Here is a 22047-nt window from a genome sequence, read left to right on the forward strand (position 1 = left end):
AGCTTGCTCAAAGCCACTCTCGGTTTTTTTCCACACATGACAGTGACATAGCCATAAAAAAACGCAATGCCGGAGCATTGCGTTTTGATTTCACATTTTCTCCACGACTTTACGCCGCGTGCCGGCTGCCATCTGCCAGCAAGGCCAGCAAGCGCGCCTTGTCCTGGCGATAGGTGGCGACAGCCTGCTCCTTGACGTGGCCGAAGCCGCGGATCTTTTCGGGCAGGCTGGCCAGTTCGACGCTGCCGGCGTAGTTGTCGGCCGACAGGTTGACCAGCAGGTTGGCCAGCAGTTCGCGGTACTCGACGATCAGCGCGCGTTCCATCTTGCGCTCGGCGGTATAGCCGAACACGTCGAAGGCACCGCCGCGCAGCCCCTTGGCCCTGGCCAGCAGCTGGAACGCGCGCCACATCCAGGAGCCGAACTCGGCTTTGACCAGATGGCCCTGCGCATCTTTTTTGGCGAACAGCGGCGGCGCCAGGTTGAATTTGACGGAGAAGTTGCCTTCAAACTGCTGCTGCAGCTGCTCCACGAAACGGCCATCCGTGTACAGGCGTGCCACTTCGTATTCGTCCTTGTAGGCCAGCAGCTTGAAGTAAGACCTGGCCACCGCCATCGACAGCTTCTGGCCCAGTCCCAGCACGTTTTCGCGGTCGCGCACCTGGTTGACCAGGGTCAGGTAGCCCTGCGCATAGGCGGCGTCCTGGTAGGCGGTCAGGAACTCCACGCGTTTTTTCAGCACGCTGTCCAGGCTTTGCGGCAGCTGCATCACGATCGCCTGCGACGGCGTGGCGATCTGGGTGACCTTGCGCACGTCGACGGCGGCACGCCGGCCCCACAGGAAACTTTTCTTGTTCGCTTCGATGCCGACACCATTGAGTTCGATCGCGCGCAGCAGCGCCGCCTGCGTCAACGGAATGCGGCCTTTTTGCCAGGCGTAACCGAGCATGAACAGGTTGGCCGCGATCGAGTCGCCCATCAGCGCGGTGGCCAACTTTGTTGCGTCGATGAAATCGGCCGCCTCGGCGCCGCCCACCGATTCCTCGATCAGCTGGCGCACTTGCGCTGCAGGATATTGCCAGTCGGCATTCTGCGCGAAGGTACCCGGTGGCTGCTCGTGCAGGTTGACCACGGCCAGGCTGCGGCCCGGACGCATTTTCGACACGGCATCCTGCGCGCCGGCCGTCAGCATGTCGCAGCCCAGGATCAAATCGGCTTCGCCGGTGGCGATGCGCTGCGCGCGGATCTGCGCGGGCGTGGCGGCAATCTTCACGTGCGAGGTAACGGAGCCGTTCTTTTGCGACATGCCCGTCATGTCCAGCACGGAAGCGCCCTTGCCTTCGAGGTGGGCCGCCATGCCCATCAGCGCGCCGACGGTGATCACGCCGGTGCCGCCGATGCCGTTGATCAGGATGTTGTACGGTGCGTCGCAGGCCGGCAGCACGGGTTCCGGCAAGGGGCCGAAATCGTCTTCCTTGCTGGTCCCGGTTTTGGTCTTTTTCAGGCTGCCGCCTTCGACCGTCACGAAGCTGGGGCAAAAACCCTTGGCGCACGAATAATCCTTGTTGCACGACGACTGGTCGATGGTGCGCTTGCGGCCGAACTCCGTTTCCTTCGGCAGGATCGACACGCAGTTCGACTGCACGCCGCAGTCGCCGCAGCCTTCGCAGACGGCGTCGTTGATGACCATGCGCTTGGCAATGTCGGGATATTCGCCTTTTTTGCGGCGGCGGCGCTTTTCGGCGGCGCAGGTCTGGTCATAGATCAGCACGGACACGCCGGGAATCTCGCGCAGTTCGCGCTGCACCGCATCCATGTCCTTGCGGTCGTGCAAGGTCAGGTGCGCCGGCAAATTCGAGCGGTCCGCATAGCGCGACAGGTCCTCGGTCACCAGCGCGATGCGCGCCACGCCTTCGGCCGCCACCTGCTGCGCCATCATCGGCACGGTGATCAGGCCGTCGACCGGCTGGCCGCCCGTCATCGCCACCGCGTCGTTGTACAGGATCTTGTAGGTGATGTTGACCCTGGCCGCCTGCGCCGCGCGGATCGCCAGGTAGCCCGAGTGGAAATAGGTGCCGTCGCCCAGGTTCTGGAACACATGCGGCAGGGTGGAGAACGCGGCCTGGCCGATCCACGGCGCGCCTTCGCCGCCCATGTGGGTGGTCAGCTTGTTCATTTCCGGATAGATGGACGTCGCCATCACATGGCAGCCGATGCCAGCCAGCGCCAGGCTGCCTTCCGGCACCTTGGTCGAAGTATTGTGCGGGCAGCCGGAGCAGTAAAACGCCGGGCGGAACGGCGTATTGACGGCCTTTTTCAGCACCGCATCCTTGGCGTCGAGAAAACTCAGGCGTGCCTTGATCAGGTCGCAGGTGACGGGGTCGACGATCAGGCGCGCAATGCGGCTGGCAATCACTCTTGCCACTTGCGAGACTGAAAAATCGGCCTTGGAGGTCAGCAGCCATTCGCCGCGCGGCGCCACCCATTCGCCCTTTTCGTCGAACTTGCCGATCACGCGCGGACGGACATCGTCGCGCCAGTTGTACAACTGCTCTTTCAGCTGGTATTCGACGATCTGGCGTTTTTCTTCGACTACCAGGATTTCATCGAGGCCCTGGGCGAATTCGCGCACGCTGTCCGGCTCCAGCGGCCACGGCATGGCGACCTTGAACAGGCGCAGGCCGACCTCGGCCGCCATGGTTTCGTCGATACCGAGTTCTTCCAGCGCTTCCAGTACATCGAGGTAGGACTTGCCGGAGGCGATAATGCCGAGCCGGGCGTTCGGGCTGTCGATGGTGGTGTGGTTGAGCTTGTTCTCGCGCGCATACGCCAGCGCCGCATAGATCTTGTAGTCCTGCATCAGCGCTTCCTGGTTGCGCGCCTGCTGGCCCAGCGGGATGCTCGACAGCCGTGCGTTCAGGCCGCCTTCGGGCATGACGAAATCGTGCGGGATTTTCACGTCCACGCGGAACGGATCGGCGTCGACCGAGGCCGAAGACTCCACCGTGTCGGCCAGCGCCTTGAAAGCCACGGTGCAGCCGGAAAAGCGCGACATGGCCCAGCCGTGGATGCCCAGGTCCAGGTATTCCTGCACATTGCATGGATACAGCAGCGGGATCATCGAGGCCGAGAACAGATGGTCGGACTGGTGCGGCAGGGTCGAGGAATACGCGCCATGGTCGTCGCCGGCCACCAGCAGCACGCCGCCATGCAGGGACGTGCCCGCGTGGTTCATATGCTTGAAGACATCGCCGCAGCGGTCCACGCCCGGTCCCTTGCCGTACCACATGGCGAATACGCCGTCATATTTGGCCGGGCCGATCAGGTCGACCTGCTGCGAACCCCAGACGGCGGTGGCGGCCAGGTCTTCATTCACGCCGGGCACGAACTGCACATGGTGCGCTTCGAGCTGTGCTTTGGCTTTCCACAGGTTTTCATCGAGGCCGCCCAGGGGCGAGCCGCGGTAGCCGGAAATGAAGCCGGCCGTGTTCAGGCCGGCGGCCTGGTCGCGCAGGCGCTGCATCATCGGCAGGCGCACCAGGGCCTGGATGCCGGACAAAAAGATCGCGCCCGAGGTGGCCGTGTATTTGTCGTCGAGGCTGACGGTGGTCAAACGGGAAGGTTCAAGCGGTGTAGATGGCGCGGCACCGGCGTTTCTGACGAACGCTGCGGAGCCGTTTTCCGTGGTCACGGACATGGCTGTCTCCAAAAGGGTGTTTCAGATGACGTCTGGGAACGGCAGCGCCCGGTAAGGCGCGCGCTGGGCAGACGGGATTGCCGCCAGTGGGCGGCTGCTGCAGTGTAGGGCGCGGTGGGGGAGGGAGCAAATACGCTTTGCCGATGGGGGTATAAGTTTGGCTTATGCCGCCGGCGCGATCATCTGTGCGCCTTGCCAGTGGCCGCTGTCGCACAGCTGCGCCGCCACCTGCCGCACCAGCTGTTTCACGGCCGCGCCGGCATTGGTGAGCGGGATATTCTTCGAGGCGCACAGGGCGACCGTGCGCGTCAGCGCCGGGCTGTGGATCGCGTAGCTGCGCATGGCGCCGCTGTCCAGTTCGGCCAGCATGGGAGCGGCCGGCAGGATGGTGGCGCCCATGCCGGCCAGGATCGCCGACTTCAAAATGGCGATCGAATTGATTTCGATCACCTTGTGCGCGGCCAGGCCGGCCGCGCGTGCGCGGCTGTCGATACGGGGGCGCACGCCATGTTGCGCACCGGGCAGTATCAGGGTGGTGGCCAGCGCCTGTTCGAACGACAGCGCACGGCCCTCTGGCGCGAACGGCGCGTCGCTGCTGCAGATGAAACGCATCTCTTCCTCCACCAGCGCGCTGCTGGCAAAGGGCGTGAGCTGGCCGTCATCGAACAGCACGGCCAGGTTGATGCGGCCCGATTTGAGCTGTTCGGTCAGGTTGCCGGTGATTTCCTCGGTCAGCTGCAGCGTGATCTCGGGATACTGTTCGCGCGCGGCCAGCAGCAGCGGCAGCGCCAGCGCGCCGGAAATGCTGTGCGGCAGGCCCAGCGTGACATTGCCGGACGGGCGCGTGGCGCTTTGCGTGACGGCTGAACGGGCGTCCGCCACCTGTTTCAGGATGGCCTGGGCGTGCTCGTAAAAGATCTTGCCGGCGTCGGTGCTCAGCACGCCCTGCGCCGAACGGTGCAACAGCTGCACGCCCAGTTCCTCCTCCAGCTGGCGCAGCTGCTGCGTCAGGGCCGGCTGCGCCACGTGCAGCGTCAGGGCGGCGCGCGACAGCGAACCGTGGTCGACAATGGCAACAAAGTAGCGAAGTTGACGCAATTCCATGGTCTGCAATCTGTGAGGGAAACGGGCGCCTGTGGCGCAAAAACCATGCTCTGCCGCGGACATCCCCGGGCCTTGCAATTTTGCTATACTCATTCTAGCGCTTCTGGCCTGTTCCAGCGCGTGTGCCGACGTACTGTGGGATGCAACCATGTTCAAAAAAGTCGATTCCTCGCAATTAAAAGTGGGTATGTATATCCATGATCTCAGCTGCGACTGGATGACGCATCCGTTCGTGCGCAACCGTTTCCTGTTGCGCAGCGACGAGGAGATCCGCAAGATCATCGCCGCCGGCATCCACGACGTGGTGATCGACAATACCAAGGGTCTCGATGTACAGGATGCGCCGACGGTGGCGCAGGCGGCGGAAGCCACCGAACGCGAACTGATCCAGCTGGCCACGGCGCCGCAGGTGGTCACGCGCGTGTCGCTGGGCATGGAGCTGGCGCGCGCGACGCAATTGCGCAAGCAGGCGGCAGGCATGGTGCGCACGGTGATGGCCGATGTACGCCTGGGCAACGCGGTGGACATCGACCGGGTCCAGCCCATGGTGCAGGACATTACCGAATCGATCCTGCGCAATCCGGGCGCCTTGATGGGGCTGCTGCGCATCAAGACCAAGGATGACTACACCTTTTTGCATTCGGTCAGCGTGTGCGCGCTGATGGTGGCGTTCTGCCGCGCGCGCGGGCTGGACGCCGCCACTACGCACCAGGCGGGGCTGGGCGGCCTGCTGCACGATACGGGCAAGGCGCTGGTGCCGGACCTTATCCTCAACAAGCCGGGCCCGCTGAGTCCGCAAGAGTTCGCACTGGTCAAGCGCCATCCGCGCGATGGCCACGAGATCCTGCTGCGCACGCCCGAGCTGGGGCCGATACCGCTCGATATCACCCTGCACCACCATGAACGGCGCGACGGCAGCGGCTATCCGGACGGCCTGGCTGGCGACGCCATCAGTGAACTGGCGCAGATGGCGGCGATCGTCGACGTGTACGACGCGCTCACATCCGAGCGCTGCTATCACAAGGCCATCGCGGCGGCCGAGGCGCTGCGCAAGATCTACGAATGGAGCAAATATCACTTCAATCCCGTCTTCGCGCAGGACTTCATGCGCTGCGTGGGTATCTATCCGGTAGGCACCATGGTCAAGCTGGAGTCGGGCCGGCTGGCGGTGGTGATCGAGGCGCACGAGAGCAATCTGCTGGCGCCCAAGGTCAATGTTTTCTTCAGCACCAGGAGCAATGCCTACATCAAGCCGGAAACCGTCGACCTGTCGCGCGGCCTGGGTTTCGGCGGCGGCGACAAGATCGTCGGCCACGAATCGGCCGCCAAATGGCAGGTCGATCCGATGCGGTTTTTATCGCTGGCGGAAAACTGAAAGGTTTTGTCTTGCTAGCGAACTTCTAGAAGAATTCGGCCGTGTCATTGGATGCGACGGCGGTGAGCATGCCCTTTTCCACCAGCTCGTCGTAATGGCAGGCCAGGTTGCGGCCGTGGCTTTTCGCGTAGTACAGCGCCTGGTCGGCACGGCCCAGGATGATCACCGGCGCTTCGTACGCGCTGATGCTGACGAAGCCGACGCTGACGGTGACGCGTCCCACTTGCGGGAACTCGTGGCTTTCCACGTTGATGCGGAAGCGGTCGATGATTTTCTGCGCGTTGTCCAGGGTGATCGAGCGCAGCAGCACGACAAACTCCTCGCCGCCGAAGCGGAAGATGCGGTCTTGCGAGCGGAACGACGATTGCAGCAGATTGGCGATCAGGATCAGCACTTCATCGCCGTACAGGTGGCCGAACTTGTCGTTGACCAGCTTGAAATGGTCGACATCGACCACCGCCAGCCATTGCCGCTCGGCGTTGCTCTGGTGGCGGCGCTCTTCCTCGGCCGGACGCGCCGCTTCCGGGTCGGCGTCGCCGCGCGTTTGCAGGATCTTGGCCAGCTGGTCGTCGAAGGTCTTGCGGTTCAGCAGGCCGGTCAGCGAATCGCGTTCGCTGTAGTCGAGCAGGTTCTGGAAATTGCGGTAGACGCTGACCACGCCGCCGATCACCTGGATGGTGGCGCCGGTGTACGGCGTGGGATCGGTGATTTCCAGGCAGGTGGTGATCTGGTCGCCGATCCAGATGGGCAGCCACAGTAGATGGCGTCCGTCCGCGCTCAGCGCATCGCAGCTCGTTTCATGGCGCGCGATGCAGGCGGCCAGGGCCGGAAAGTCGGACAGCGGATCACCGTGCAGCGACGGGTCCTGGTGTTCTTCCATGCGCGCCTTGCCGCCCGCCACGATGATGGCCCGCGCCCGTACGAAAATCTGGCCGCGTACGGTGGTCAGCGCCAGCATGCGGGTCTGCGTTGCGCAAGCCAGTTCCTGGACCGCCGAGATCACCGAGATGTCGAGCATCGTGTGATCGCGGTAGCCGGTCATGTCCACCATGTGTTTCAGTAGGGAATCCATCGTCTTTCTCTGGAAAGTGGTCACACAAGATTCTTCATACCAGCATTGCGTCAGGCAAAAGCATGTTCGCGTCCGTCTACAAGAAGCCAAGGGTTATTTGGTGGCACTGACCAGCGGCGAGCGGCCTTTCCAAAGAAGAGCTAAGCAGGATAATGTTTTTTTGCCTGATAGGCAATTACGTATGCAATATTTCATGTAAAAACATGAGATTCCTGCACCACTCTGCAAAAACTGTCGCTGCAGCCGCCTCGGTCCATTCCCCCGTGCTCCCGCACCATTCCAGCCCAGCTTGATAATTGCCATGTGGAAACTTGTGGCGCGTCAATTCAGCAAATTGCCAGCATTTTATAGTTATTGCAATGGCGCAGAAGTTTACAGCAAGAAACATATTAGCAGGAAAGGGCAATGTTTCACACGCGATTGCGCCAGGGACTTGTGTTTCACTTTTGGGAGCCTGTCATGAAAACCTTCCTGTCGGCAGTACAGCAGTTTGTCAAGGATGAGGATGGCATTACGGCAATCGAATACGGCCTGATCGCGGCCCTGATGGCCACTGCCATCACGGCCGGTTTCTTGCTGATCAAGACTAACCTGCTGGCTGTCCTCACCGACATTTCGACCAATCTGGTGTTGACGTCTTAAAACAGGTGCCCGCCGCCGGGCAACCGGCGGCGGGTTTTTCATCGGGAGCTGCCCAATGTCCGTTCGCGTGCTGTCTGACCTGCTGCTGCTGGTATTCGTGACGGCCGCCGCCGTCAGCGATCTGATGCGCCGCAAGATACCCAACCGGCTGGTGCTGGCCGGCCTGCTCGCCGCGCTGGCGCTGCATGGCACCCTCGGTGCACCGTCGACACTGCTGGACTGCGCCGGCGGCATGGCCACCGGTTTCTTTCTGTTTTTGCCGCTGTACCTGCTGCGCGGCATGGCCGCCGGCGATGTCAAATTGATCGCCATGGTGGGCGCCTTTGCCGCCCCCTGGCCGACCTTGCAAATCTGTTTTGCCACCTTTGTGCTGGGCGGGCTGATGGCGGTGCTGATCGTCAGCTGGCAGGGCAACTGGCGCACCTGCCTGCGCAACCTGCGCCAGCTGCTGTGGCCCTTGATGGCGCGCACGGCCGGCTTGCCGCCGGCATCGACGCCGCTGCACGGACGAGCCAGCGTCGGCAACATGCCGTACGGGCTGGCCATCGCGCTGGGCACGCTGCTGGTGCAAGGAAGCAATTATTTCTGAAACGCATTCATTGCTTTGAATCAAGGGATGCACAACGTCGCTGGCTAGAATGAAATCCTGTTGTTGGCAATCCTGACCAAGGTGGGAGAAAACGCATGAGCGAGGTCGATTATTTCACTGCCGAGACGAGCCGTCCCGCCGACCTGGCGCTGATGCCGCCGTTGCCGCCACAGCCCAGGAGCCTGCGCGAGACGGGCCTCGAACGCCAGCTGGTGGTCGAGCTGATCGCCAAGGCGGTCCTGGTTGGCGGCAAGACCCACCTGTCCGTGCTGACCACGCGCTTGCGCCTGTCGATCAATGTGCTGCGCGAAGTGCTCGATTTCATGGTAGGCGAACAGCTGGCCGAAGTGGCGTGGCGCGGCGAGTCCGAGATCGATGTGCAGTACCAGTTGACCGGCGCCGGCAAGCAGCGCGCCGCCGTGTTTCTCGAACGCTGCGCCTACCTCGGAGCCGCTCCCGTCACGCTGGAAGCCTACCGCAGCATGGTGGCGCGCCAGTCGTGGCGGGCGCAGGAGCAGCGCGTGGCCAGCGACGACCTGGCGGCGGTGCTGGGTGGCGCCCATGCCGGGCCGGGCATGCTCGACACCGTGGGGGCGGCCCTGCATTCGGGACGCTCGCTGCTGCTGTACGGGCCGCCGGGCAGCGGCAAATCCTCGCTGGCGCTGCAGCTGGGCAAACTGCTGCACGGCCTGGTGGCGGTGCCGTATGCGGTGCTGGTCGGCCACGACATCATCACCTTGCATGACCCGGCCGTGCACCTGCCGCCGGCGCAGCATGGCGGCCACGCGCGCCAGGCGCTGGAGCGGCGCAGCACCGATATCCGCTGGGTGCTGTGCCAGCGCCCCGTGATCCGGGTCGGCAGCGAACTCGATGCCGCCGCGTTCGAGCTGCGCCATGACGAGGGCGGCGGCTGCTACCAGGCGCCGCCCCATGTGCGCGCCAACAATGGCATGCTGATCATCGATGATCTCGGCTGCCAGCGCATGCCGGCGCCGCAGCTGCTGACGCGGCTGATGCAGCCGCTGGCGCTGGGCGTCGACCAGCTGGGCCTGCGCGGCGGCGCCAGCATCGGCATGCCGCTCGACCATGCGCTGCTGCTGGCCACCAACCTGCCGCCGTCCTCCCTGCTCGACGCCGCCCTGCTGCGCCGGATCGGCTACAAGGTGCAGGTGGGTCCCCTGGGCGAGAGCGCGTACCGGCTGCTGTTCCGCCAGCAATGCCGCGCCACCGGCATCGCCTTTGACGAGCTGGTGCTCAATCATCTGCTGCGCCAGCTGCATGGCGCCAGCGGCCGGCCGCTGCTGGCCAGCACGCCGCGCGAATTGCTGGACCGGATCGCCGACTTTGCCGGCTTTGCCGGCAGCGACGCGCAGCTGACGGTGGCCACGCTGGAGCAGGCCTGGAGCAGCCTGTTTGCCAGCTGCGATGCAACGGCCGCCTTTCTCGACGAGCGCATCGCATGAAAAACCGCCGCGCACTGACGATGATGGCGCTGGCCATCGTGCTGGGACTGGTGGCGGTGCTGCTGGCGTCGCACTGGCTGCTGCGCCAGAATCCCGCCGGCAAGGGCAAGGTGGTGGTGGCCGCCGCCGACGTCAGCCTGGGGCAGCGCCTCAGTCCCGACATGCTGCGCCTGGCCGAGTGGCCGGCCGAAAGCCTGCCGGAAGGCGCGCTGCGGGATCCGTTGAAACTGTCCGGCCGCGTGCTGAAAACCAGCGTGCTGCGCGGCGAACCCCTGAGCGAAGCGAAGCTGGCGCCGGCCGGCACCCTGGGCGGCCTGTCGGCGCTGATCACGGAAGGGCGGCGCGCCATCACCGTGCGCGTCAATGACGTGATCGGCGTGGCCGGCTTTGCCTTGCCCGGCAATTATGTCGACATCATTGTCAGTACCCAGCAGGATGCGGGCGACCGCATGTATCCGCAAAGCCGCAGTATTTCCAAGATCGTGCTAGAACGCATCCTGGTGCTGGCGGTGGCGCAGGAAGTGGGACGCGACGAAACCAAGCCGCGCGTGGTCAATGCCGTGACGCTGGAAGTGACGCCGGCGCAGGCGGAAAACCTGGACCTGGCGCGCAGCGTGGGCAGCCTGTCGCTGGTGCTGCGCAACCAGGTCGATCCGCAGCCGGGCGTCACCGATGGCGCCACCAAGCTGACCTTGCTGGGCGCGCCGGAGCCGGCCCCATCGGCAGCGCCGCCTGCGCCGGCGCCGGCCGCCGCCGTCAAGCCGGCCGCGCCGCGCCGCGTGGCGGCGGTGGCCCCGCCGCCACGTCATTGCAGCGGCCTGATCGACGGCACGCGCACCTCGCGTGAATGCTTCTGACGCCCGCCCCCAACCATGGACATGCCGACATGAACCGCGCCCTGCTGACCCTGTGTCTCCTCCTGCTGCTGCCCCTGCCCGTGGTGGCGGCGGACGGCCCGCGCTGCGGCGGCGAGGCCGCCACGCCCGGCCATCTGCAGCTCGAAGTGGGCAAGTCCAGCATGCTGCGCCTGCCCGAAGCGGTGCAGCAGCGCAGCGTCGGCAATCCGGCCGTGGCGCAAGCGATGCTGGTGGCGCCCGACACGCTGTACGTGGTGGGCGTCGATGTTGGCAGCACCAACATGATTATCCAGGGCAAAAGCGGCGTGTGCAGCGTGGTCAATGTCACCGTCAGCATGGACCCCGCCGGCCTGCAGGCGACCCTGGCCGAGCTGATGCCGGACGAACCGGCCATCCGCGTCACGGCCGCCGCCGACAGCCTGGTGCTGTCGGGCACGGTGCAGGACGCCGGCGCCGTGCTGCGCGCGGTGGAGCTGGCGCAGGCCCATGTGCGGCGCGCCACCACGCCGCTGGCGCTGCCCAGGCCGGCCGATGGCGGCACGGCACCGGCGCCGGCGGCGGCTGCCGGCGCAAGCGGCGGCTCGGGACGCATTATCAATCTGCTCAACGTCAGCGCGCCGCAGCAGGTGATGCTGGCGGTGCAGATCGCCGAAGTGTCGAAGTCGCTGCTGGAACGGCTCGAAGTGGGCGCCACCTTGCGCTTTGCCTCGGGCAGCTGGGGCACCACCTTGCTGTCGAATTTCCTGACCGGCGCGGCCAATGGCCTGCTCGACCTGCGCAAGTCGAACGGCCAGCAGCTGACCATCGAGGCGCAGAAACAGGACGGGCTGGTGCGCATCCTGGCCGAGCCGACCGTGATGGCGATCAGCGGACAGGAGGGCAGTTTTCTGGCTGGCGGCAAGATTTTCATTCCCGTCGGCCAGGACAACAACAAGGTCACGCTGGAAGAGCGCGAGTACGGTGTCGGCCTGCGCTTCACGCCCACCGTGCTGTCGGGCGGGCGCATCAACCTGAAAGTGGCGCCGGAAGTGTCGGAGCTGTCGCGCGAGGGCGTCGGCCTCACCACTGCCGGCGTCAGCGGGCGCTCGATCCTGCCGGTGATTACCACGCGGCGCGCCTCGACCACGGTGCAGCTGTACGACGGCCAGAGCTATGCGATTGGCGGCCTGATCAAGAATAACCAGGTCAGCAATATCACCGGCCTGCCATGGCTCAGCGAATTGCCGATCCTGGGCGCGCTGTTTCGCAGCACGGATTTCCAGCACGACCGCAGCGAGCTGCTGTTCGTCATTACCGCCCACCTGGTCAAGCCGCTGCCGCCCGGTGCGGCCTTGCCGACGGCGCAGCTGGCGCCGCCTTCGCGGCTGGATCTGATGTTGAAGGGCAGGATGGAAGGCACGCCGCCGCCGGGCCAGCCGAATGTCTCGCCCACGCCAGCCACGCCGGTGGCGGGCGGATTCGAGTTGCAATAAACCGGGGAGCCATGCCATGCATCCGACCATGCCCACCTTGATACGGCGCTGCCGTTTGTTCGCGCTGCTGGCGCCGCTGCTGCAGCTGGCCGCCTGCACCCATGGCAGCACGCCACAGTTCGATGCGCGCTTCGGCGCGTCCACGCGCCTGGCGATGGCGCAGCAGGTACAAGATCCGTCCGCCGTGGCCAATGCCGCACCGGCCAACGGCCTCGACGGCGCCAGCGCGCGCGCCGTGATGGAGCGCTACCGCGCTTCGTTTGCCGAGCCGAACGGGCAGGTGGCGCCGCCGGTGCAATTCCTGTTGGGAGGCAACGGTGGAAAATAGGTGCCCGCGCCCGCGCCAGCGGGGGGCGATGCTGATCGTCTTTTCCATCATGCTGATCGTGGTGCTGGGCTTTATCGGCCTGGCGCTCGACGTGGGGCAGGTGATCGGCCGCAAGACCGAGCTGCAGAACCTGGCCGACAACGCGGCGCTGGCGGCGGCGCCTGAACTGGTGGGCACTGCGGCAGGCCTGGCCAATGCCGTCAGCAAGGCGAAAAGCAGCGCCGCCGGCCAGACCCTGTACCGGCGCCGCATGCAGGGTGCGATCCTGTCCGACGACAGCATCCGCTTTGCCAGTGCACCCGATGCACCCGACAACGCCTGGCACGCGGCCGGCGCCGTGCCCGACCCGGCGAAAGCGCTGTTCGTGCGTGTCGACACGCACAACAATACGCCGGCGCTGGGACAGGTGGCGACCGCCTTCCTGGGGGCCTGGTCGCCGGCCCTGCGCACGCTCGACACGCGCGGGCGGGCCGTGGCAGGCCACCGCAGCCTGCGCATCACGCCGCTGGCCATCTGCGCGCTGTCGCCGGCGCCCGCGTCCCTGCGCACCAATCCGGGCCCGCCCGAGCGCAGGGAAGCACTCGAATTCGGTTTCCGGCGCGGCGTGGCGTATAACCTGTTCAACCTCAATCCGCATGGCGCGGCGCCCGAGCATTTCGTGCTCAATCCGCTCGGCGCGCCGGGCGCCATCGGCTCGCCGGTGGAAGTGGACGCCGCCAGCGTGGAACAGTTCATCTGTACCGGCAGCGTGCTGCACACGGCGATCGGCAGCACCGCGATCCACGTGCACCGGCCGTTTCCCACCGCCCTGTGGGGAGCGTTCAACGCGCGCTTCAACCAGTATGCCGACAGCCGCTGCAACAGGATCACGGCACCACCCGACACCAACGTGCGCGTGTTTCCCAACACGGCCTCCAACTGGTGGATGAACATGCCGTCCGGCTCGAACGCGGTGGCCACCAGCGGCGTACCCCTGCTGACCGTGGCCGACCTGCCGCCAGTTGCCACCGGCCTGCCCACCAATATCGCGCCGGCCAGCTACGGCCCCCTTTGGTCGTTCGCCAAGGCGGTGGAATATGCCGATCCCAAGCCGCCCGGCGATTACAGCGCCTTTGCCACCACGGCCTGGACCGGCCTGTATCCGGGCCTGCCCAGCGCGCCGGCCAGCAACAGTTCCTATCCGCCCAGCGGTACGCCGTACCTGGCCACGGCGTTCCAGACGCCGCCGGCCGGCAATGCGGGCGTGGCGCAGCGGCGCGTGCTGCACATCCCCTTGCTGGCTTGCCCGCTGCCGGCCGGCAGCGACGTGCTGGCCACCGTGCTGGGCATCGGCCGCTTTTTCATGACGGCGCCGGCCACCGGCAGCGTGCTGAGCGGCGAGTTTGCCGGCGTGGCGGCCGAGCAGGCGCTGGCCGGCCCGGCGGAGCTGTTTCAATGAAACGGCCCCGCTCCCCATCGCTGCGCCAGCAAGGGGTGGCAACCATCGAGCTGGCGCTGATCCTGCTGTTTTTCATGGGTTTGTTGCCGGTGGTGCTGCTGGGCGGGCGTGCCATGCTGTTGTACACGGCGATGCAGAAAGGCGCGCATGACGCGGCGCGCTACATGGCCACCCTGCCGCTGCAGCAGATGACGAATGAATCGAGCGCCAACGACGCCGCCTTGTTTGCGGCACAGATGGTGCGCGACGCCCTGGAGCAGACAGGCCCTGTCTTGAGCCGGAACCTGATCCGCGTTGACTGTATTTACACCGATGGCGATTATCCGTGCGGCACCTTTGCCAGCAAGCCGCTGCAGGTGCGCGTCAAATTCGCCACCGACCTGACGGTCACGTTCCTGCCGGGCCTGACCAGCAAGTGGCTGCCGGAGCTGGTCTCGGTCCCGCTGCGCGCCAATGCGAACCTGCGCTATGCGAACTAGCATGGACAGGCGCCAGCGCCAGGCCGGTGTCTTTGCCGTGGAATTTGCGATGACCGCAGGGGTGTTTTTCATGTTCCTGTTCGCGCTGCTGGAGGTGGCGCGCGCCGTCTACCTGTGGAACCTGGTGCCGGAAATCACGCGCCGCGCCGCGCGCGCCGCCGCCGTCGCCGATTTCAGCAATGCCGCCCGGCTGCAGGCGGTGCGCGCGCAGGCCGTCCTGCGCGCCGCCCCTGGCCGGCTGCCGCTGGGCGGCGCCATCGACGACGCCTATGTGCGCATCGAGTATCTGCCGCTGCCGGTGGGCGCGAGCAGCATGGAGGACGTGGCGCAGATCGACGCGATGCCCGGCTGCCCGCAACGCAACCGCATCAACTGCCTGGAAAATCCGCATGGCGCCAGCTGCATCCGTTTCGTGCGCGCGCAGTTGTGCGTGCCGGGCACGGCTGGCAGTTGCGAGCGGGTACCGTACCGGCCCATCCTGCCGATGCTCGGCAAGCTGTTTACGGCGGGTACCCGGGCGGTGAGCCTGCCCAGCGGCGTGACGGTGGCCGTGGCCGAGTCGCTCGGCTACCAGGACAACCCCGCCTTTTGCCCTTGAACGCAAGACCGTTAGCCGTGAGGATGCCCGATGAAAGCCCTGATGATCAGCCGTGACGCCCAGCTGCATGATGAAATCGCCGCCCAGGGGGCCGCGCGCATGCCGGTGCTGCGCCTGCTGGAGCGGCGTCCCAGCCTGCGCGACGCCGTCGAGCGCATGTTGCCGGACGCGCCCGAACTGGTGATCGTCGACGCCAGCGGCATCGACGCCGACGAGGCCGACCTGCTCGAACGGCTGGCGCGCCAGTATCCGGCCGCCGTGCTGATGCTGCTCACGCGCGGCCAGCAGCAGGATGTGCTGATCCGCGCCATGCGTGCCGGCATGCGCGAAGTGCTGCAGCTGCCGCTGGTGCACAAGGCGTTTCACGAGGCGATGGACCGGGTCGATATCCAGGCCGGCGTGACGCAAATGCGCGATGGCAAGGTGCTGGCCTTTATCTCCTGCAAGGGCGGCAGCGGCGCCACTTTTTTGTCGACCAACTTCGCCTATGCGCTGGCCGCGCTGGCCGGCTGCAAGGTGCTGCTGATCGACCTGCACGGCCAGTTCGGCGACGCTACCCTGTATGTGTCGGACCAGAAGCCGGCCATGACACTGTCCGACATCTGCGCGCAGATCTCGCGCATGGATGGCGCTTTCCTGGCCTCGTGCCTGGTGCACGTGACGCCGAACTTCGGCGTGCTGGCGGCGGCCGACGACCCGGGCCACAAGGTCGACATGCAGCCCGAGCACATGGACCGCATCCTGGGCGTGGCGCGCCAGCACTACGACTACATCGTGCTCGACGTGGGACGCCAGATCGACGCGCTGTCGCTGCGCGCGCTCGACAGCGCCGACGCCATCTACCCGGTGCTGCAACTGGCCCTGCCCGACATCCGCGACGGACGCCGCCTGCTCGACATCTTCCGCTCGCTCGGCTACCCGGGCGAGCGCTTGCGGCTGATCGTCAACCGCTATGAAAAGGGCGGGCGGCTGCGCCTGGCCGACCTGGAGCAGGCGCTGGGTGCGGCCGTGGTGCACACGGTGCCGAACGACTACCTGGCGGCCACCGATTCGGTCAACCAGGGCATCCCGCTGCTGCAGCTGTCGCGCACCAGCGCGGTGGCGCGCAGCCTGGCCGACCTGGTGGAGCAGGTGACGGCGCGCCGCGTGACGGAAAGCCGCGGCCTGTTCGACCGCCTGTTCAGCCGCAGCGACACCTGATCATTTACCGAGGAGCCGAGATGACACTACGCGAACGCCTGGCCGCCAATGAACAGGCGCGCCCGACCATCGATGCGCATGGCGCGCTGGCGCTGCACGCCTACCAGGAACTGAAGAAATCGATGCACCAGACGATACTCGACCGCATCGACCTGGAGCGCCTGAAACGCCTGACGGCGGAACAGTTCAAGCACGAGCTGGCGCTGCTGGTGCAGCGCGTGATCGAGGACGAGCGCATCGTGCTGAACCAGCATGAGCGCCACAGCCTGGTGCTCGACATCCAGCACGAGATGCTCGGCTTCGGCCCGCTTGAACCGCTGCTGGCCGATCCGGGCGTGTCCGACATCCTGGTCAATACCTGCGACAAGGTGTACGTCGAGCGCGGCGGCCGGCTGGAACTGACCGACGTGACGTTCCACGACAATGCACACCTGATGAAGATCATCGAAAAAATCGTCTCGCGCGTGGGCCGGCGCGTCGATGAATCGAGTCCGATGGTCGACGCGCGCCTGCCCGACGGCTCGCGCGTCAACGCCATCATTCCGCCGCTGGCGGTCGACGGCCCGCTGCTGTCGATCCGCCGCTTTGCGGTGCAGCCTTTGACGATCGCCAACCTGCTCGACTATAAAAGCCTGACGCCGCCGATGGTGCAGGTGCTGCAGGCGCTGGGCCAGGCCAAGGTCAATATCCTGATCTCGGGCGGCACCGGCAGCGGCAAGACCACCCTGCTCAATGTGCTGTCCGGCTTTATTCCCGGCAGCGAGCGCATCGTCACCATCGAGGATGCGGCCGAACTGGCGCTGCGCCAGCCGCACGTGGCGCGGCTGGAAACGCGTCCGCCGAATATCGAGGGCAAAGGCGAAGTGAGCCAGCGCGCGCTGGTGCGCAATGCGCTGCGCATGCGGCCCGACCGCATCATCCTGGGCGAGGTGCGCGGCGCCGAAGCGCTCGACATGCTGCAGGCGATGAACACCGGCCACGAAGGCTCGCTGGCGACGATCCACTCGAACACGGCGCGCGACGCGCTGGCGCGGCTGGAAAACATGGTCGGCATGGCCAACGTCAACCTGACGCCGCGCGCCACGCGCCAGCAGATCTGTTCGGCCGTGACGGTGGTGATGCAGGTGTCGCGCCTGACCGACGGCGCGCGCAAGCTGGTCAGCCTGCAGGAGGTGACGGGCATGGAGGGCGACATCATCGCCATGCATGAAATCTTCCGCTTCGAGCAGACCGGCGTGGACGCCAGTGGCCGCGTGCTGGGCCACTTCTGCGCCACCGGCGTGCGGCCCCGCTTTACCGAGCGCCTGCGCATGTTCGGCGCGCCCGTCCCCGACAGCGTGTTCGATCCCGACCGCATTTACGAGTAAGGAGGCGCGCCATGGACCTCGTGTTCTACGGTTTTGCCATCGTCCTGTTTGCCGCCTGCATCCTGATGGTGGAAGGCGCCTGGCTGTGGTGGGCGGGCACGCATGGCAGCGCCGCGCGGCGCATCAACCGGCGCCTGCGGCTGATGGCCGCGCGCGGCGAGGCCGGCGGCGAGCGGATCTCGATCCTCAAGCAGCGCCGCTATGCGCGCGCGCCGGCGCTCGAGCGCCTGCTGCGGCGCGTGCCGCAATGCGCGGCGCTGGACCGGTTGCTGCTGCAGGCCGGCCTGGGCTGGTCGGTGGCGCAGTTCCTGGCGCTGGCCGGCGGCCTGCTGCTGGCGGCGCTGCTGATTTTGGTCGCCTGGCCGATGCCCTTGCCCGGTGTGTTGCTGCTGCTCGGCATGGCCGGCGGCGGGCCTGCTCTGTTCCTGCTGCGCGCGCGCACGGCGCGGCTGCAGAGAATCGAGGCGCAGCTGCCCGAGGCGGCGGACTTCCTGGCGCGCGCGCTGCGCGCCGGCCACTCGTTTTCCAACGTGCTGCAGATGGTGGGCGACGAATTGAGTGAACCGATCAGCGGCGAATTCAAGCTGGCGCATGAAGAGATCAACTATGGCGTGCCGATGAATGAAGCGCTGCAGAACATGGCGGTGCGCATTCCGCTGACGGACCTGCGCTATCTGGTGATCGCCGTGCTGGTGCAGCGCGAATCGGGCGGCAACCTGGCCGAGGTGCTGGTGTCGATCGCGCGCATCATTCGCGCGCGGTTGAAGCTGCTGGGCCAGGTGCGCGTGCTGTCGGCCGAAGGGCGCATGTCGGCCTGGGTGCTGGGCCTGATGCCGGTGGTGATGATCGGCGTGATGTCGCTGGTCAATCCGCAATACATCAGCCTCTTGTGGACCGATCCCAGCGGCATCCGCCTGCTGTGGTATGCGGCCGGCATGGTGGCTCTCGGCGTCGCGTGGATGCGCAAGGTCATCCGGATCCGTATCTGACAGGAGGTGTGCCATGACTGGCCAGCAAGTGCTTTTTCTCTTGATCGTGTTTGCCGTGGTGGCGGGCCTGGCGGTGGCGGCCTCGCTGATTTTCTTTCCCGGCACCTTGCGCCGCCGCCTGTCCGGCGCCACCGCGCCGGTGGACACCAGTGCGGCGGCGCCAGACACCGGCTGGGTGGAGCGGGTGGCGCGCGTGGCGCAGCCGTTCTCGAAATTGTCGCTGCCCGAGGAGGGCTGGGAGCGCTCGCCGCTGCGCACGCGCTTCATGAATGCGGGCTGGCGCCAGGCCAGCGCGCCGGCGCTGTATTTTGCCGCCAAGTCGGTGCTGGCATTGCTGTTTCCCACCGTGCTGGGGCTGTATGCGGCCAGCAGCATGGCGGCCGGCATGCGCGGCGTGCTGCTGTTTTTCCTGTGCATCAGCGCCACCGCCGGCTACTACCTGCCGAACCTGATCCTGGCCAGCACGGCACGGCGGCGCCAGCGCGACATCTTTGAAAACATTCCCGACGCGCTCGACCTGCTGACCGTCTGCGTGGAAGCGGGCCTGAGCCTGGAGCGCGCGCTGGTGAAAGTATCGGGTGAAATCCATATCAAGAGCATGGTGCTGGCGCAGGAGCTGCAGCTGGTGCTGATGGAAATGCGCGCCGGCTTTTCCAAGGAAAAGGCGCTGCGCAACCTGGCCCTGCGCAGCGGCGTGGAAGACGTCGACGTGCTGGTGGCCATGCTGATCCAGTCCGAACGCTTCGGCACCAGCATGGGCGATTCGCTGCGCGTGCACTCCGACAATCTGCGCGGCAAGCGCAGCCTGCTGGCCGAGGAGGCGGCCGCCAAGATCGCATTAAAGCTGCTGTTCCCGCTGATTTTCTGCGTGTTTCCCACCCTGATGCTGGTGCTGATGGGACCGGCCGTGATCGAAGTCTACCGCGTGCTGGTGCCGGCCATGGCCAACCGATGAAAGGACGTCCCATGTCATCTTCGCTCTCGCGCCTGGCTGTCGCCAGCGCCTGCCTGCTGCTGGGCGCTTGTGCCAGCCCGGGTCCTGCCCCCACCTCCAGTTCCAGCCTTGGGCGCCTCGCCGATCCCGGTCCGCTTGCCTTGCCTGACCCCATCGACCTGGCCAATCGCAATGGTCAGGCCGTGCTGCATGCGCAGCGCGGCGAAGCAGGGCAGTCCATCGCCATCTGGGAAGCGCTGCTGGCCGCTGGCGGCCTGCGGCAGCCGCGCCATGCCTATGTGCTGCGCAACCTGGGCCATGCCTATGCCCTGGCCGGCCGCGACCTCGATGCCTTGCCGGTACTGGAACAAGCCTGCCTGCTCGACCCGCTCCATGCACTGGCCTGGCAGCGCCTGTCGCAGGTGCTCGCCAGGCTGGGCCAGCATGAACGCGCGGCGCGCATGCTGGCGCAGGCGCACAGCCTGCAGGCCCATGACATGCAGCGTGACCAGGCATTGCTGCGTGCGCAGGCGGTTACCGTTCCTGCGCCCGTTCCCGTATCCGCATCCGTATCTGCACTCGTGCCGCCCGCGATGGAGCGCATCGAGATCACGCAAAGCGCGGGCATCGCGCGCCTGCAGCGTGTGCCTGCAACGGCATTGCGTCCCCGGTTGGAAATTCTCAACGGAAATGGCATGCCGGGCGTGGCAGCCGCGATGGCGCGCAGCCTGGCCGCCGGCGCCTTGCAGATAGTCCGTACGCGCAATGCCGCCTCGTTCCAGGTGGCGCGCACGCGTGTCGAGTACCGGCCGGCGCAGGAGCAGCTGGCGCGCCGGCTGGCCCGCCAGCTGGGACCCGGCGTCGAAGCGGTCGCCTTCGATTGCCCCGCCAGCGAGGTGCGCCTGATTCTCGGGCGCGACCTCGACCCGGCCATTTTGCACCGCTACTACGTGCGGCAGCTGGAGCAATTGCAGCGGGCGCGCCAGGCGCTGGCGCGGCTCGGTTGACACATCAGGTCCGGCGGCGCGTGGTTGCCAGCGCCGCCAGGCCGATTCCCAGCAGCAGCAGCGTGTCCGGTTCCGGCACCTGTTCGATCACGACGATATCGGTGCGCGTCGACTTGGAAAAATTCAGCGTGTAGCTGCCGGCCGGCAAGGCAAAATTCGAGGTCAGCGAGAACTGCGTAAAGGCATTCGTGAACGCGCGCGAGGTAGCGGGATCGTTGGTGCCGGCCGTCAGGTTCAGGCTGAACGGGTCGAGGCTGCCGGTGGCATGGTTGCCGTTCACGTCGCTGCCGTTATTGGCATCGCCGTCAGGGGCAAACTGGAACACGATGCCGTCGGAGTTGGCGCGTGTGGCGCAGCCGGCAGGACTGTTGGCGTTGCAGGCAATGCTGAAAATATCCATGATCGACACATTCGACTTGTCGCCCAGCGTGGTCACGCTGCTGCGCAGGTCGCGCCGCGCAAGAAAACTGAAGGTAATGAAACCGGCGCTCGACAAGGTCAGGTTGACCGAGCCGGTCAGGGTGTCGCCCGCCGTGGCAGAGGCGGCGCCGACCGTATCGCGCTGCGCTTCCGACACGGCCCGCATGGTGGCGCCGCCAACCGTCAGCATGTTGCCGAACGAGTGGGCGTCGCCGCGGGCAAATTCCAGCACCGGACTGGGCGCATAGTTGTTTTGCGGCAGGCCGGTGCAGCCGCCGCCGGCACATACCTGCAGCACATCGGCATTGGCGGCCGGTCCCGTATTGACGGCGCGCGGGTTGACGGCCGCGGCGCCTTCGAAATACGTGCTGTCGCTGGCATTGCGGTTGGCGCCCGCCAGCGTCAGGGTGCCGGCGCTGGTGGTGATGCGGAAATTGTTGATGTCATTGACGGCCAGGCCGTAGGCGCCGGCTTGCGCCTGGCCAGTGGCCAGCACGCCTGCCGCAGCCAGCGCGCCGAGCAGGCAAAGGGTCTTGCTTCGTGGGTGATCGACATTCATGGCAGCCTCATTATCGTGGTCGGGTCGATATGGCTAAGCATCTTGCGTGCCAAACCAAAAAATCGTCACGAATCAAGGACTTGTATAAAGCGGGCTGGAGAAGAACAAGCTGACTGTAAGAAACACCGACAGCGCCGGGACCGTTAAAATAGGCGATGGCAAACAAAACCCCCACCTTTCCCGGCGCACGCACGGGCCGCGGCCAGGTCCTGGCCGTGCTGCTGTCGAACCGCGACCAGTCCGGCGCCGAACCCTTGCAGGGGCGCGTCTCGCTGGCCGCCATCGTCAAGGCACTGAAACGCAAATACCACTGGCCGATCGAGACGCACAGCTTTCCCGCCAACACGGCAGACGGCCGCGCCAGCTGGGCCACCGTCTACAGCCTGCCGGAAAAAGTGATCGCCACCGCCCTCGCGGCCGGCGGCCAGGACTGGCTCGACAGCCGCAAGGGTTAAGT

General features: G+C 66.0%; 20 protein-coding genes. 16 read left to right on the plus strand and 4 right to left on the minus strand.

Annotation, left to right across the window (positions count from 1 at the left end):
* Positions 1-109: 109 nt before the first annotated feature.
* Positions 110-3697, minus strand: coding sequence for an indolepyruvate ferredoxin oxidoreductase family protein (locus tag RTQ46_RS00005; RefSeq protein ID WP_312433814.1), 3588 nt, complete (start codon positions 3695-3697; stop codon positions 110-112).
* Between the two features lie 162 nt (positions 3698-3859).
* Positions 3860-4801, minus strand: coding sequence for a LysR substrate-binding domain-containing protein (locus tag RTQ46_RS00010; protein ID WP_312433815.1), 942 nt, complete (start codon positions 4799-4801; stop codon positions 3860-3862).
* 148 nt (positions 4802-4949) lie between these two features.
* Here RTQ46_RS00010 and RTQ46_RS00015 point away from each other — a divergent pair, with 148 nt between their 5' ends.
* Positions 4950-6176: an HD-GYP domain-containing protein gene (locus RTQ46_RS00015; RefSeq protein WP_312433816.1), complete on the plus strand. Its 1227-nt coding sequence runs from the start codon at positions 4950-4952 to the stop codon at positions 6174-6176.
* Positions 6177-6201: 25 nt separating this feature from the next.
* Here the strand turns inward: RTQ46_RS00015 and RTQ46_RS00020 are convergent, their stop codons facing one another.
* Entirely contained in the window at positions 6202-7248 is a 1047-nt protein-coding gene (locus RTQ46_RS00020; RefSeq protein WP_312433817.1) for a GGDEF domain-containing protein, read from the minus strand.
* A 459-nt stretch (positions 7249-7707) separates the two neighbouring features.
* Here RTQ46_RS00020 and RTQ46_RS00025 point away from each other — a divergent pair, with 459 nt between their 5' ends.
* The 14 genes from RTQ46_RS00025 to RTQ46_RS00090 all read left to right on the plus strand — a co-directional run bounded on the left by RTQ46_RS00025 (position 7708) and on the right by RTQ46_RS00090 (position 20611).
* Positions 7708-7890 carry a Flp family type IVb pilin gene (locus RTQ46_RS00025; protein ID WP_312433819.1) on the plus strand — a complete coding sequence of 61 codons (183 nt, stop codon included), beginning with the start codon at positions 7708-7710 and terminating at the stop codon, positions 7888-7890.
* A gap of 55 nt (positions 7891-7945) precedes the next feature.
* Positions 7946-8479 carry an A24 family peptidase gene (locus tag RTQ46_RS00030; protein ID WP_312433820.1) on the plus strand — a complete coding sequence of 178 codons (534 nt, stop codon included), beginning with the start codon at positions 7946-7948 and terminating at the stop codon, positions 8477-8479.
* Positions 8480-8574: 95 nt separating this feature from the next.
* Entirely contained in the window at positions 8575-9942 is a 1368-nt protein-coding gene (locus tag RTQ46_RS00035; protein ID WP_312433821.1) for an ATP-binding protein, read from the plus strand.
* On the plus strand, positions 9939-10799 hold the full coding sequence (gene cpaB / locus RTQ46_RS00040; RefSeq protein ID WP_312433823.1) for a Flp pilus assembly protein CpaB: 861 nt from the start codon (positions 9939-9941) through the stop codon (positions 10797-10799). Before RTQ46_RS00035 ends, cpaB begins: the two co-directional genes overlap by 4 nt.
* A gap of 29 nt (positions 10800-10828) precedes the next feature.
* Entirely contained in the window at positions 10829-12271 is a 1443-nt protein-coding gene (locus tag RTQ46_RS00045) for a type II and III secretion system protein family protein (RefSeq protein ID WP_312433824.1), read from the plus strand.
* A 16-nt stretch (positions 12272-12287) separates the two neighbouring features.
* The gene (locus RTQ46_RS00050; RefSeq protein ID WP_312433825.1) at positions 12288-12599 is read left to right on the plus strand and encodes a hypothetical protein; all 312 of its coding nucleotides are present in this window, start codon (positions 12288-12290) and stop codon (positions 12597-12599) included.
* 28 nt (positions 12600-12627) lie between these two features.
* Entirely contained in the window at positions 12628-14037 is a 1410-nt protein-coding gene (locus RTQ46_RS00055) for a pilus assembly protein TadG-related protein (protein WP_312433826.1), read from the plus strand.
* The gene (locus RTQ46_RS00060) at positions 14034-14516 is read left to right on the plus strand and encodes a pilus assembly protein (protein ID WP_312433827.1); all 483 of its coding nucleotides are present in this window, start codon (positions 14034-14036) and stop codon (positions 14514-14516) included. Before RTQ46_RS00055 ends, RTQ46_RS00060 begins: the two co-directional genes overlap by 4 nt.
* A 1-nt stretch (position 14517) precedes the next feature.
* On the plus strand, positions 14518-15114 hold the full coding sequence (locus RTQ46_RS00065; protein ID WP_312433828.1) for a pilus assembly protein: 597 nt from the start codon (positions 14518-14520) through the stop codon (positions 15112-15114).
* A 30-nt stretch (positions 15115-15144) separates the two neighbouring features.
* On the plus strand, positions 15145-16314 hold the full coding sequence (locus tag RTQ46_RS00070) for an AAA family ATPase (RefSeq protein WP_312433829.1): 1170 nt from the start codon (positions 15145-15147) through the stop codon (positions 16312-16314).
* Between the two features lie 20 nt (positions 16315-16334).
* Complete coding sequence (locus tag RTQ46_RS00075) at positions 16335-17681, plus strand: CpaF family protein (protein ID WP_312433830.1); 1347 nt, start codon at positions 16335-16337, stop codon at positions 17679-17681.
* An 11-nt stretch (positions 17682-17692) separates the two neighbouring features.
* A complete protein-coding gene (locus RTQ46_RS00080) occupies positions 17693-18670 on the plus strand; it encodes a type II secretion system F family protein (RefSeq protein WP_312433831.1) in 978 nt (325 codons plus the stop codon).
* Between the two features lie 13 nt (positions 18671-18683).
* Positions 18684-19625 carry a type II secretion system F family protein gene (locus RTQ46_RS00085; RefSeq protein WP_312433832.1) on the plus strand — a complete coding sequence of 314 codons (942 nt, stop codon included), beginning with the start codon at positions 18684-18686 and terminating at the stop codon, positions 19623-19625.
* Between the two features lie 11 nt (positions 19626-19636).
* Complete coding sequence (locus RTQ46_RS00090) at positions 19637-20611, plus strand: LytR C-terminal domain-containing protein (protein ID WP_312433833.1); 975 nt, start codon at positions 19637-19639, stop codon at positions 20609-20611.
* A gap of 4 nt (positions 20612-20615) precedes the next feature.
* Here the strand turns inward: RTQ46_RS00090 and RTQ46_RS00095 are convergent, their stop codons facing one another.
* A complete protein-coding gene (locus RTQ46_RS00095) occupies positions 20616-21590 on the minus strand; it encodes an EDSAP-1 family PEP-CTERM protein (protein ID WP_312433834.1) in 975 nt (324 codons plus the stop codon).
* Positions 21591-21745: 155 nt separating this feature from the next.
* Between RTQ46_RS00095 and RTQ46_RS00100 the strand changes: the two genes are divergently transcribed.
* Positions 21746-22045 carry a hypothetical protein gene (locus RTQ46_RS00100; protein ID WP_312433836.1) on the plus strand — a complete coding sequence of 100 codons (300 nt, stop codon included), beginning with the start codon at positions 21746-21748 and terminating at the stop codon, positions 22043-22045.
* Positions 22046-22047: the final 2 nt, after the last annotated feature.

The organism is Janthinobacterium sp. (genome assembly GCF_031995485.1).
Classification (GTDB): Bacteria; Pseudomonadota; Gammaproteobacteria; order Burkholderiales; family Burkholderiaceae_D; genus Janthinobacterium.

Excerpts from the sequence above, each read along its gene's own strand:
- RTQ46_RS00005 (WP_312433814.1), bottom strand. The coding sequence starts at position 3,697 with ATGTCCGTGACCACGGAAAACGGCTCCGCAGCGTTCGTCAGAAACGCC.
- RTQ46_RS00010 (WP_312433815.1), bottom strand. The coding sequence starts at position 4,801 with ATGGAATTGCGTCAACTTCGCTACTTTGTTGCCATTGTCGACCACGGT.
- RTQ46_RS00015 (WP_312433816.1), top strand. The coding sequence starts at position 4,950 with ATGTTCAAAAAAGTCGATTCCTCGCAATTAAAAGTGGGTATGTATATC.
- RTQ46_RS00020 (WP_312433817.1), bottom strand. The coding sequence starts at position 7,248 with ATGGATTCCCTACTGAAACACATGGTGGACATGACCGGCTACCGCGAT.
- RTQ46_RS00025 (WP_312433819.1), top strand. The coding sequence starts at position 7,708 with ATGAAAACCTTCCTGTCGGCAGTACAGCAGTTTGTCAAGGATGAGGAT.
- RTQ46_RS00030 (WP_312433820.1), top strand. The coding sequence starts at position 7,946 with ATGTCCGTTCGCGTGCTGTCTGACCTGCTGCTGCTGGTATTCGTGACG.
- RTQ46_RS00035 (WP_312433821.1), top strand. The coding sequence starts at position 8,575 with ATGAGCGAGGTCGATTATTTCACTGCCGAGACGAGCCGTCCCGCCGAC.
- cpaB (WP_312433823.1), top strand. The coding sequence starts at position 9,939 with ATGAAAAACCGCCGCGCACTGACGATGATGGCGCTGGCCATCGTGCTG.
- RTQ46_RS00045 (WP_312433824.1), top strand. The coding sequence starts at position 10,829 with ATGAACCGCGCCCTGCTGACCCTGTGTCTCCTCCTGCTGCTGCCCCTG.
- RTQ46_RS00050 (WP_312433825.1), top strand. The coding sequence starts at position 12,288 with ATGCATCCGACCATGCCCACCTTGATACGGCGCTGCCGTTTGTTCGCG.
- RTQ46_RS00055 (WP_312433826.1), top strand. The coding sequence starts at position 12,628 with ATGCTGATCGTCTTTTCCATCATGCTGATCGTGGTGCTGGGCTTTATC.
- RTQ46_RS00060 (WP_312433827.1), top strand. The coding sequence starts at position 14,034 with ATGAAACGGCCCCGCTCCCCATCGCTGCGCCAGCAAGGGGTGGCAACC.
- RTQ46_RS00065 (WP_312433828.1), top strand. The coding sequence starts at position 14,518 with ATGGACAGGCGCCAGCGCCAGGCCGGTGTCTTTGCCGTGGAATTTGCG.
- RTQ46_RS00070 (WP_312433829.1), top strand. The coding sequence starts at position 15,145 with ATGAAAGCCCTGATGATCAGCCGTGACGCCCAGCTGCATGATGAAATC.
- RTQ46_RS00075 (WP_312433830.1), top strand. The coding sequence starts at position 16,335 with ATGACACTACGCGAACGCCTGGCCGCCAATGAACAGGCGCGCCCGACC.
- RTQ46_RS00080 (WP_312433831.1), top strand. The coding sequence starts at position 17,693 with ATGGACCTCGTGTTCTACGGTTTTGCCATCGTCCTGTTTGCCGCCTGC.
- RTQ46_RS00085 (WP_312433832.1), top strand. The coding sequence starts at position 18,684 with ATGACTGGCCAGCAAGTGCTTTTTCTCTTGATCGTGTTTGCCGTGGTG.
- RTQ46_RS00090 (WP_312433833.1), top strand. The coding sequence starts at position 19,637 with ATGTCATCTTCGCTCTCGCGCCTGGCTGTCGCCAGCGCCTGCCTGCTG.
- RTQ46_RS00095 (WP_312433834.1), bottom strand. The coding sequence starts at position 21,590 with ATGAATGTCGATCACCCACGAAGCAAGACCCTTTGCCTGCTCGGCGCG.
- RTQ46_RS00100 (WP_312433836.1), top strand. The coding sequence starts at position 21,746 with ATGGCAAACAAAACCCCCACCTTTCCCGGCGCACGCACGGGCCGCGGC.